This window comes from Methylocella silvestris, from assembly GCF_002891535.1.
Taxonomy (GTDB): Bacteria; Pseudomonadota; Alphaproteobacteria; order Rhizobiales; family Beijerinckiaceae; genus Methylocapsa; species Methylocapsa silvestris_A.
Map to the genome: position 1 here is coordinate 22813 of NZ_PDZR01000010.1, position 11653 is coordinate 34465.

At 64.7% G+C, this 11653-nt stretch carries 7 protein-coding genes; 5 read left to right on the forward strand and 2 right to left on the reverse strand.

The genetic code is table 11. The features are described from left to right. Positions 1-87: 87 nt before the first annotated feature. Entirely contained in the window at positions 88-3411 is a 3324-nt protein-coding gene (gene carB, locus CR492_RS10260; protein ID WP_102843762.1) for a carbamoyl-phosphate synthase large subunit, read from the reverse strand. Positions 3412-3735: 324 nt separating this feature from the next. Here carB and CR492_RS10265 point away from each other — a divergent pair, with 324 nt between their 5' ends. Beyond that, complete coding sequence (locus tag CR492_RS10265; RefSeq protein ID WP_102843660.1) at positions 3736-4218, forward strand: Lrp/AsnC family transcriptional regulator; 483 nt, start codon at positions 3736-3738, stop codon at positions 4216-4218. 88 nt (positions 4219-4306) lie between these two features. Here the strand turns inward: CR492_RS10265 and CR492_RS10270 are convergent, their stop codons facing one another. Further along, on the reverse strand, positions 4307-5308 hold the full coding sequence (locus CR492_RS10270) for an aldo/keto reductase (protein ID WP_102843661.1): 1002 nt from the start codon (positions 5306-5308) through the stop codon (positions 4307-4309). 123 nt (positions 5309-5431) lie between these two features. Between CR492_RS10270 and CR492_RS10275 the strand changes: the two genes are divergently transcribed. The 4 genes from CR492_RS10275 to CR492_RS10290 all read left to right on the forward strand — a co-directional run bounded on the left by CR492_RS10275 (position 5432) and on the right by CR492_RS10290 (position 11645). Beyond that, complete coding sequence (locus tag CR492_RS10275) at positions 5432-6634, forward strand: glycosyltransferase family 2 protein (RefSeq protein WP_102843662.1); 1203 nt, start codon at positions 5432-5434, stop codon at positions 6632-6634. Between the two features lie 118 nt (positions 6635-6752). Next, positions 6753-9332, forward strand: coding sequence for a PAS domain-containing sensor histidine kinase (locus CR492_RS10280; protein ID WP_102843663.1), 2580 nt, complete (start codon positions 6753-6755; stop codon positions 9330-9332). After that, the gene (tsaE, locus tag CR492_RS10285) at positions 9322-10896 is read left to right on the forward strand and encodes a tRNA (adenosine(37)-N6)-threonylcarbamoyltransferase complex ATPase subunit type 1 TsaE (protein WP_102843664.1); all 1575 of its coding nucleotides are present in this window, start codon (positions 9322-9324) and stop codon (positions 10894-10896) included. Before CR492_RS10280 ends, tsaE begins: the two co-directional genes overlap by 11 nt. 23 nt (positions 10897-10919) lie before the next feature. Then, positions 10920-11645, forward strand: coding sequence for a nucleotidyltransferase family protein (locus tag CR492_RS10290; RefSeq protein WP_102843665.1), 726 nt, complete (start codon positions 10920-10922; stop codon positions 11643-11645). Positions 11646-11653: the final 8 nt, after the last annotated feature.

The window sequence follows — 11653 nt, forward strand, 5'->3', positions numbered from 1 at the left end:
TTTCGCGCAGGCTCCTGCAAGTGGCTCGTGTCAGGGCGAGGTTTCAATCGAGACGCCGGCGCCGGGTTCCCGGGGGCAAATCATTCCTTAACTGAAATAATCCTGCAGTGCGCGGACTTCGAGATCGCCGGCGATATAGGCCTTGATTCCTTCGGACGCGGCGATCGCCCCCGCGAGCGTCGTGTAATAGGGCACTTTGTGCAAAAGCGCCGCGCGGCGCAACGAACGTGAGTCAGCGAGGGCCTGCTTGCCCTCGGTCGTGTTGAGGACGAGCTGCACGCTGCCGTTCTTGATGAGATCGACCACATGCGGCCGGCCCTCGGAGACCTTGTTGGTGCGCTGCGCGGCGACCCCTTCGGCGAGAAGGAAGCGGGCCGTCCCGCCGGTCGCAAGGATGCGGAAACCGAGCCCGGCCAAAAGCTTCATCGTGCCGAGCACGCGCTGCTTGTCGGCGTCGCGGACGGATACGAAGACGGCGCCCGAGGTCGGCACATTGGTGCCGCCGCCGAGCTGACTCTTGGCGAAGGCGACGGCGAAAGAGCGGTCGAGCCCCATGACTTCGCCGGTCGAGCGCATTTCCGGGCCGAGCACCGTGTCGACGCCGGGAAAGCGCGCGAAGGGAAACACGCTCTCCTTGACGCCGACATGGTCGAAGCGCGGCGGCGTCAGGCCGAAGCTGGCGAGGCTTTCGCCGGCCATGATGCGGGCGGCGATCTTGGCGATCGGAACCCCGATCACCTTGGCGACGAAGGGGACCGTGCGCGCCGCGCGGGGGTTCACCTCGAGCACGTAGATTTCGCCGTCCTTCAGCGCATATTGCACATTCATCAACCCGCCGACGCCAAGCGCGAGCGCGAGATCGCGGGTCTGGGCTTCGAGTTTTGCGATCATGTCCGGCGACAGCGAGCGCGGCGGCAGCGAGCAGGCGCTGTCGCCCGAATGAATGCCGGCCTCCTCGATATGCTCCATGACGCCGCAGATATAGACGTCCGTCCCGTCCGACAAAGCGTCGACGTCGACTTCGACGGCGTCGCTGAGATAGCGGTCGAACAGCAGCGGATTCTTGCCGAGCACCGTGTTGATCTGCCCGGTCTTGTCGTTTGGATAGCGCGCCTTGACGTCGGACGGCACGAGGCCCGGCAGAACCCCGAGCAGATAATCGTCGAATTCGCCATGATCGCGGATGATCGCCATGGCCCGGCCGCCGAGCACATAGGACGGGCGCACCACCAGCGGCAGGCCGAGGTCCGAGGCGACGATGCGCGATTGCTCGACCGAATAGGCGATGCCGTTCTTCGGCTGCTTCAGGCCGATCTTGTCGAGCAGGCGCTTGAAGCGGTCGCGGTCCTCGGCGAGATCGATCGAATCGACCGAGGTGCCGAGGATCGGGATTCCCGCCCGCTGCAGGCCTTCTGCGAGTTTAAGCGGCGTCTGGCCGCCGAACTGGACGATGACGCCCTTGAGCTTGCCGGCTTCGCCCTCCTTGGCGAGGATTTCGAGAACGTCCTCCATCGTCAGCGGCTCGAAATAGAGCCGGTCGGAGGTGTCATAGTCGGTTGAAACCGTTTCCGGATTGCAATTGACCATGATTGTCTCGATCCCCCTCTCACGAAGAGCGAAGGAGGCGTGACAGCAGCAATAGTCGAATTCGATGCCCTGGCCGATGCGATTCGGACCGCCGCCGAGGATGACGACTTTTTCACGATCCGAGGGGCGCGCCTCGTCCGCCGAGACCCCCGCGAAGGGTGGCGCATAAGTCGAATACATATAGGCTGTCGGCGAGGCGAATTCGGCGGCGCAGGTGTCGATGCGCTTATAGACCGGCCGCACGCCAAGACTGCGGCGAAGCGCGCCGACGGCGGCGGCGGAGGATCCGGTCAGAGCGGCGAGGCGGGCATCGGAAAAACCGGCCGCTTTCAGCATGCGCAGATTGGCGCTGTCGCCGGGCAGGCCGCGCTGGCGAACCAGCGCCTCAAGGTCGAGGATTTCCTGCAGCCGCTCGAGAAACCAGACGTCAATACGGCACGCCTCATGGATCTCGGCCGGCGTCATGCCGTAGCGCAACGCCTGCGCCGCGACGAGCAGCCGGTCCGGCGTCGGCCGGCCGAGCGCGGCGCGTAGCGCATTCATATCGTCGCCAAGGCCGAGCCCCTCGATCTCGATCTCGTCGAGCCCGTCGAGGCCGATGTCCAGAGAGCGCAGCGCCTTCTGCAGGCTCTCGGCGAAGGTGCGCCCGATCGCCATGGATTCGCCGACCGACTTCATCGCGGTGGTCAGGATATTATCGGCGCCGGGAAATTTCTCGAAGGCGAAGCGCGGGATTTTCGTGACGACATAATCGATGCTCGGCTCAAAGGACGCCGGCGTCGCGCCGCCGGTGATGTCGTTTTCGATCTCGTCGAGGGTAAAGCCGACCGCGAGCTTGGCCGCCACCTTGGCGATCGGGAAGCCGGTCGCTTTCGAGGCGAGGGCGGAGGAGCGCGACACCCGCGGGTTCATCTCGATGACGATCATGCGCCCGTCGGCCGGATTGACGGCGAACTGGACGTTGGAGCCGCCCGTCTCGACGCCGATCTCGCGCAGCACCGCGAGCGAGGCGTCGCGCATGATCTGATATTCCTTGTCGGTCAGCGTCAGCGCCGGCGCGACCGTAATGGAATCGCCCGTATGCACGCCCATCGGATCGATGTTCTCGATGGAGCAGACGATGATGCAATTGTCCGCTCTGTCGCGGACGACCTCCATTTCATATTCCTTCCAGCCAAGCACGCTTTCCTCGACCAGCACCTCGCTTGTCGGCGAGGCGTCGATGCCCCGCTCGATGATGTCGATGAATTCGGCCTTGTTATAGGCGATGCCGCCGCCGGTGCCGCCCATGGTGAAGGAGGGGCGGATGATCGCCGGCAGGCCGATATCGTCGATAATGGCGAGCGCCTGGCTGAGCGTCTTGATCTGATGCGAACGCGGCGTCGACAGGCCGATGCGCGACATCGCCTCGCGGAACAATTCGCGATCCTCGGCCATGTCGATCGCCTCGGCGCTGGCGCCGATCATCTCGACGTCATATTGCTCGAGTATTCCCATCTTCTTGAGCGAGAGCGCGCAATTCAATGCCGTCTGGCCGCCCATGGTCGGCAGCAGGGCAAAGCCCCCCGGCGCAGCGTATCGCTCCTTGGCGATGATCTTGGCGACCGCCTCGGGGACGATCGGCTCGATATAGGTGCGGTCGGCCATGTCCGGGTCGGTCATGATCGTCGCCGGGTTGGAATTGACGAGGACGATTCGGTAGCCCTCTGCGCGCAGCGCCTTGCATGCTTGCGTGCCGGAATAGTCGAATTCGCAGGCCTGTCCGATGATGATCGGCCCGGCGCCGATGATAAGGATCGTCGAGATGTCGGTCCGCTTCGGCATTAGGTCTCTTTCGCGATCGAGGCTGGCATTCAGATCTTTGTCATAAAAGCCGCGCGGCTGCCCAGGCCGGCGCTTTGACCGGTTCAAACGGAGTCTTTGCGCGATGGTTCGCTTGAGCGCAGCAAGGACGGCGCCGAGTCCGCGCGGGCTTCAGCGAGAATTCATGAGGCAGGCAGGTGTCTAGACTAGATCGCCGCGCCCCTCAACCCAAGCACCTTGGCAGAGGGCACGCCGCAGCCGGGGGAACTTCCTAGCTCGAGCTCTGACGCGGGTTGCAATCGGCCGCGGGATGATGTGTATTAATAGAACAGTAATTCTATAGAAATGATAATCATGAGCCCGCCCAAAATCCTCGATCCCATCGACCGGCGAATTTTGCGCATCGTGCAAACAGACGCCTCACTCTCAATCCACGAGATCGCCTCGCGCGTCGGACTTTCGCAAACGCCATGCTGGAAGCGCCTGCAGCGGCTTGAGGCGGCGGGCGTCATCAAGCGGCGCATCGCGATTCTCGATCCGATCAAGCTCGGCCTCGGCATCACCGTCTTTGTCACGATCGAGGTCGGCGATCATTCAGGGCAGGGCCTCGAGCGATTCTCGGCCGCGCTCGCCGCAATGGACGAGGTGATGGATTTCTACCGGACCGCCGGAGACGTCGACTATATTTTGCGGGTCGTCGTGGCGGACACCGCCACCTTCGACGATTTCTACAAGCGGCTGATCGCGCTGGCGCCGCTGAAGAACGTGACGTCGCGCTTCGCGCTGGAGAACATCAAATCGGAAACCGCTTTTCCGATCGCCGGCTGATGGGCGCACTCGCGTCACGCGGCGAATGCCCGGCGCGGGGACGGGCGGCGCCTGTCGCTGTGGCGAGATTGTTTCGGGCGCGGCCCCGTCAGAGATAGGCCGCTTTCAGCAGATTTTCCGGGTAGCGTTCCCCTGCCGCGGCGCCGGCCGGAATCATCTCGCCCAACTCAGCCAGCTCTTCGGCAGTTAGCTCCACATCCGCCGCGCCAATATTTTCCTTGAGCCGTTCGATCTTTTTGGTGCCCGGGATCGGCGTCACCGTGTCGTCGGCGATAAGAAAGGCGAGCGCGAGCTGCGCGCTCGTGCAGCCTTTGGCCCGCGCCATCTCCGCCACCCGGTCCGCCAGACGCCGGTTCTGGTCAAAGTTCTCGGCCAAAAAGCGTGGATGAGTCGCGCGTCGGTCGCCGGCGACATCCGCGACCGAGCGCAGCGCCTCGGTGAGAAGGCCGCGGCCGAGCGGAGAATAGGCGACGAAGCCGATGCCCAGTTCATGCGTTGCAGCAAGCACCTCTTCCGCCTCTTTGCGGTAGAGCAGGGAATATTCCATCTGCACGGCCGCGACGGGGTGGATGCGGCAGGCGCGTCGTATCGTATCGGGCTTTGCTTCCGAAAGCCCGATGAAGCGCGCCTTACCCTTTTTGACGAGCTGGCTCATCGCGTCGACGGTTTCGTCGATCGGCACCTGAGGGTCGACCCGATGCTGATAAAAGAGGTCGATATGATCGACCTTGAGCCGCATCAAGCTGGCGTCGCAGGCTTTGAAGACATAATCCGGCCGGCCATTGACCAGGAGCTCCCCGGAATTTCCCTCGACATGGCCGAACTTCGTCGCGATGAAGGCCTCGTCCCGGCGACCCGCGATCGCGGCGCCGACAAGGCGTTCATTGTGGCCCCAGCCATACATGTCGGCGGTGTCGAGGAAGTTGACCCCGGCGTCGAGGGCCGCTCGGATCACGGCGATCCCGTTTTTGTCCTCGCTTTCGCCATAGGCGCCGGAAAGCGACATGCAGCCGAGCCCGATCGCTGAAATTTTCGGGCCTTGCGCGCCAAGGCGATGAAACCGCGCGATTCTGGACGTGGATACAGCCATATTTTCTCCGCGAGACCGAAGCGAGAGGATGGTTTTGCTCACCGCGGTCCGGTCTCTCGTGTATGTCAATATTGACTGATCGGCAAAATGTTAGTCCATCTCTGTCTGGCTAGGAGATCGGCGATGAACGAGGTTCGCGTGACGGAGCGGTTTCGCTACGAACTGCAAGGCGCGGAAGCGGATTCGCGCGCGCCCGCGCTGAGCCTGCCGCTCGTCAGCGTCATCGTCGTCAATTACAATTACGGCCGCTTTCTCGCGGCCGCCGTCGGCTCCGTCTTTGATCAGACTTACCCGAATGTCGAATGCGTGATCGTCGATAACGCCTCGACGGACGAGACGCCCGAAGTTCTGCGCGCCATCGAAGCGCGCCATCCGCAAGCCAAAATTATTCGCCGCGCCGCCAACGACGGGCAGACGCCGGCCGCGCTCGACGGGCTCAAGGCCTCGCGCGGGCCTTATGTCATTTTCCTCGACGCCGACGATCTGCTGCTGCCCCACTGCGTCGAGACGCACGTCTATGTGCATCTGTCGTTGCGGGTGCATGTTGGCTTTTCCTCCGGCGATCTGCTGCAGGCGGCTGGAAACGAGGTGGTGCTCGGCGCTGAGGAGGCGTTCAACCGGGTGATCACCGCAAAACGCGGCGTAAAGACCAATTATGTGCGGCCCTATCGGCAGCCGGCCGGCGGCCCCTTCGCGACCGCGTGGCCTGGTGAGAATTTCGACCGATCGATCCTCAAGCGGCTGCGTTTCGTCGCGCCGATGACCAACGAATGGGTCTGGTCGCCGACCTCCGGCAATTGTTTTCGCCGCGATGCGCTTGACCTTTTTTGCGACAACGCCGAGATCGCGACGCTGCGCACAGGCACGGATCTTTACTTCTGCCTCGGCGTCAACGCGATCAGCGGCAGCGTCCTGATCGACGACGCGCTGGCGGTCTACCGGCTCCATGGCGGCAACATATTCTCCAAGCGGCCGCAGCTGCATAATGTGCTGTCGTATCAGCCAGGCGGCTCGGGCGACAGCAATGCGTGGGCCAAAGCGATCTTGATCGATCATCTGATCGATCGCGCCGCCTTCTTTCTCGAACGCGGCTGGACGTCGTTCGATTATGCGCTGCTGCTGCGCCGGCTCGACTGTTCGAACCCTGACGCCGGACCGGCGACGCCGCGCTGGTCGGCCCGCTCCCGCGTCGCGACGCGGCTGGTCGAGAGCTACAAGGACGTTGCCGCGGTGCTCGGGATGCCCATCGCCAGGGGCCTGATGTTCGTCAGCGGCGTTCCCTGGGCGGCGATTATCTGGCCGCCGGCGCCGCGTTCGCGGGGATAACCGGGCCGCCCGTCAGCCTGGCGCAAGAATTTTACCGGATTCTCAAACATAGGCGCTATCGCTACAGTGCAGCGAATCGGCGGCGATCGGCTTGATCGGGCCCGCTTCGGAGAGAGTCATGCAAGCGCGCCGGCGCGAGCCCCAGAATGCGCGGACTTATGCACGGACGCAATTTGCGTCGCGGGGGCATCGTGTTCTGCGCCGCGTCGCCGGCGCCGTGGCGTTTCCGCTGGCCGCGCTCGGCGTCCTTCTGCCAGCGGCGGCTGAAGGCGCGTTTGAGAGCGGCGCTTTTCAGCGCGCCGTTCCTGCCGCCGCCGAAGGCGCGCTCATCATCGGACTCATCCTCTTCGCCGGGGCCGCCGCCATCGCCGCCGTCGCCGCGCGGCGACGATGGGCGGATCGCGAAACGGAGCTTGCTGGCGAGGCCGCGCGTCTTCGCGCGCGGCTCGACCGCGCCGAGGTTTTGCTGGCCGCGTCGGCGGGGATTGTCATTGTCTGGCGTGGGGCGGACGATCAGCCCGACGTCGAGGGCGATCTCGCCCTGCTGGCGGAGGATCCCTCGCGACGGCTTCCGCTTTCCTTCGGATCCTGGCTCGCGGCGGCGACGGCGCGGGAGCTGGGGGCCCGCCTCGTCAATCTGCGCGCCCGCGGGGAGGCGTTCCGCGCGACTCTCGTAACCCTCGACGGGCGCCATCTCGATGTCGAGGGCCGTCCCGCCGCCGGTCTCGCCATGGTGCGGATCGGGGACGTGTCCGCCGAACGGATGGAGGCCATCCGGCTTCAGGAACTCGAAGCGCGCGCGAAGGGGGAGCTGAAAGCCTTGTGGGCGATGCTCGAGGCGTCGCCCAATCCGGCCTGGCTGCGCGACGGGGAGGGGCGGCTGACCCTGGTTAATTCCGCCTATGCGCGGGCGGTCGAGGCGGCGAACCCCGACGAGGCCGTGGCGCGCAACGTCGAACTGCTCGAAATGCCTGCCCGCGAGGCGAGCCGCGAGGCGCGCGCAACAGGCGCGGTCTGGCGCGGCAGGGCGCCTGCCGTTGTCGTCGGCGAGCGGCGCCTGTTTGACGTCATCGACGCGCCATCGGGCGAGGACGCCTCGCCCGGCTCCGCTGTTCCAGCTTCGGTTGGCATGGCGAGCGACGTGACCGAGCTTCAAGGCGCCCGCGACGCGCTCGAACGCGAAAAACAGGCGCATGCGCGCACGCTTGACCAGCTTTCGACGGCGGTTGTGATTTTCGACCGCTCGAAGCGGCTCGTCTTCCACAATGCCGCCTATCGGCAGCTGTGGGGCCTCGATCAGGCCTGGCTCGACGAGAAGCCGACCGATGCGGAAATTCTCGACCGGCTTCGCGCGGCGCGACTCATTCCCGAACAGACTGATTTCCGGGTCTGGAAGGAGAGCCTGCTCGCCGCCTATCAATCGATCGAGACCGAGGAGCAAGCCTGGTATCTGCCGGACGAGCGCACGCTGCGCATCGTCATCAACCCCAATCCACAGGGCGGCGTCACCTATCTCTATGACGACGTGACGGAGCGCTTCCGCCTCGAATCGCAATTCAACGCCGCAATCCGCGTGCAGAGCGAAACGCTCGACACGCTGAAGGAGGGCGTCGCCGTGTTCGGCAGCGACGGCCGGCTCAAACTGTTCAATCCGGCTTTCGCGGACCTATGGGGCCTCGAGCCCGGTCAGCTGGGCGATCAGCCGCATATCGATCGCGTGGCGGAACTCTGCGCGCCGTTGTTCATGAAGGAGGGCGACTGGAACGAGCTGCGGGCCGTCGTCGCCGGCCTGCAGGATCAGCGGCTCGGCTTCGAAAACCGGCTCGCGCGCCGCGACGGAGCAGTGCTCGATTGCGCCGCCGCGCCATTGCCGGACGGGGCGACGCTGATCACCTTTATCGACGCGACGCCGGGGGTGAATGTCGAGCGGGCGCTGACTGAACGCAATCAGGCCCTCATCGAGGCCGAGCGGCTGCGCAATGATTTCGTCCATCACGTCTCCTACGAACTGCGCTCGCCGCTGACCAACATCATCGGCTTCATCCAGCTGCTTGGCGATCCTTCCGTCGGGCCGCTCAACGCGCGCCAGCTCGAATATGCCGGCTATGTGACGAAATCCTCGTCGGCCCTGCTCGCCATCATCAACGACATTCTGGATCTCGCCTCGATCGACGCCGACGCGATGGAGTTATCGCTGGAGGAGATCGATGTCGCCGAAACGATGCGCGCCGCCGCCGAGGGGCTCGAGGACCGGGTCGCCGAAGCGGGGCTGACGCTGAGCGTCATCCCGATGCAGGAGCTCGGCTCCTTTGTCGCCGACGGGAAGCGCATCCGGCAAATTCTGATGAACCTTCTCTCCAACGCGATCGGATTTTCCGCGCCCGGCAGCACGATCGGTCTTGCCGCTCTGCGCCGCGGCGAGGAGATCGTCTTCAAGGTGAGCGATCAGGGCCGTGGCATTCCGCGCGAGGTCGTCGATCATATTTTTGATCGCTTCAAGACGCATACCGCCGGGTCGCGGCATCGCGGCGTTGGCCTTGGCCTCTCGATCGCGCGCTCCTTCGTCGAATTGCACGGCGGGCGCATCCTGATCGACTCCGCGCCGGGGGAGGGCACCACGGTGACTTGCATCTTCCCCACGAAAAGCCCGAAGGTGGGCGAGGTCGAATCACAGGGGCGGGAGCGGAATGGCGGTTGAGGCGCAGCTCGCGGCGGGAGCGGCGACGGTCTGGCCGCGGCGCCTTGCCGACGAGGACGCGACGTCACGCCTTGCAGCCGAAATCGCCGAACTCATCCGTCCGGGCGATCTCGTGACCCTTTCGGGCGAGCTTGGCGCCGGCAAGACCACTTTCGCCCGCGCCCTGATCCGCCTCCTGACCGGCGATCCCGATCTCGAAGTCCCAAGCCCGACATTTCTCCTCATGCAAATTTATGAGGGCGCGTCGGCGCCGATTGTCCACGCCGATTTCTATCGCCTCGAAAAGCCCGGCGATCTCATCGAACTTGGCTGGGACGAGGCCAGCGACGGCGCCTTTGTCATCGTCGAATGGCCGGATCGCGGCGGCGCTTATCTTGGCGACGACAGGCTCGACATCAGCTTCGCGCTCGACGCCGACAGCGCGGCTGGCGCACGCGACGCCACGGTGACAGGCTTTGGCGCCTTCGCCGGCCGGCTCGCACGCGCCCGGGCGATCGAGAGCGTGCTCGCCCCGACGCCATGGCGCGACGCACAACGCCATTTCATGCAGGGCGACGCCTCGTCGCGTCTGTTCGAACGGCTCGTGCGGGACGACGGATCGAGCGCCGTCCTGATGATTTCGCCGCCGCGCCCGGACGGCCCGCCAATCCGCTTCGGCAAGCCCTATAGCGCGATCGCCCGGCTTGCCGAAGATGTGAGGCCGTTCATCGCAATCGGCGAAGGCCTTCGCGCCGAGGGCCTTTCCGCGCCTGAAATTTATGCTTTCGACCTTTCGACTGGCGTGATCCTGGTTGAAGATCTCGGGCACGAGCCGATCCTCATTGGCGGGGAACCAGATTTCGAGCGCCATGCCGTCGCGACGGAGGTCCTCGCCAGGCTGCATGGCACCGATCTGCCCGACGCGCTGCCGGTTCCGGGCGCAGCGCCCTACGCCATTCCGCCCTATGACCTCGACGCGCTGCTGATCGAGGTGGAGCTGTTGCTCGACTGGTACGCGCCGTATCGGGCGCGGCTGCAGCTTTCCTCGGGCGCCAAGGCGACCTTTGTCAATCTATGGCGCAAGGCTCTGACCGAAAGCCTCACCACGGAGACGAGCTGGACCTTGCGCGACTATCATTCGCCCAATCTGATCTGGCTCGCCGGCCGTGATGCGCTGAAGCGCGTCGGGCTCGTCGATTTTCAAGATTGCGTCAGGGGTCATCCGGCCTATGACCTCGTCTCTCTGTTGCAGGACGCGCGGGTCACCGTGCCGGACGCCCTCGAGCTGAAGCTGCTTGGTCATTATGCGCGGGCGCGCCAGGCGGCGAACGCGCAAAAACCGGGGGCGGGCGCTTTTGCGATGGGCGATTTCGTCAGGGCCTACGCCTTGCTGGGCGCGCAGCGCGCGACAAAAATCCTCGGCATCTTCGCCCGGCTCGACGCGCGCGACCGAAAGCCGCATTACCTCGCGCATCTGCCCCGGGTCGAGCAATATCTTCTGAAAAACCTCCGCCATGAGGCTCTGGCCGAGCTCAAGATCTGGTATGAAACGCATCTGCCGCAGATTTTTGAATCTGCAGCCTGAGGCAAGCGCAGCGAGACGCCGATATGCCAGTCAAAGCGCCTTCGACGGCGATGGTCTTCGCCGCCGGCCTCGGCAAGCGCATGCTGCCCGTGACGTTGAGCGTCCCAAAGCCGATGATCAAGATCGGCGGCAAGCCGATGATCGATCATATGCTCGACCGTTTCGCCCGCGCCGGAACGCGGCGCGCGGTCGTCAATGTGCATTACCTCGCCGACCAGATCGAAAGTCATCTTGCGAGCCGCACCGATCTCGAAATCATCATCTCGGACGAGCGCGACGAACTTCTCGATCAGGGTGGCGGCATCGCCAAGGCCCTGCCTTGGCTCGGTTCCGAGCCAATCTTTATGTGCAACACGGATGCGCTCTGGCTTGAGGGGCCAAAGCAGAACCTGCTTCGCCTCGCCGCAGCCTGGGACCCGGCCAGGATGGACATCCTGCTCCTCGTCGCCGCGACGACGGCAAGCGTTGGCGTCGACTGGCCCGGCGATTTCTTCATGGACGCCGAAGGAAGGCTGACGCGGCGCGCCGAGACCAAGGTCGCGCCCTTCGTCTACGCCGGGGTCGGCATCGTCAAGCCGGAGCTATTTGCCGGGCAAACCCGGAAAATCTTTCCGCTGGCGCCGTTTTTCTGGGCGGCGGCGCAGCGCGGACGACTGTTTGGCCAGAGGCTGGATGGCCTCTGGCTGCATGTCGGCGCGCCGGACATGATCGAAGAGGCGGAGCTGGCCATCGCGCGCAGCGTGATCTGAAAATCCGC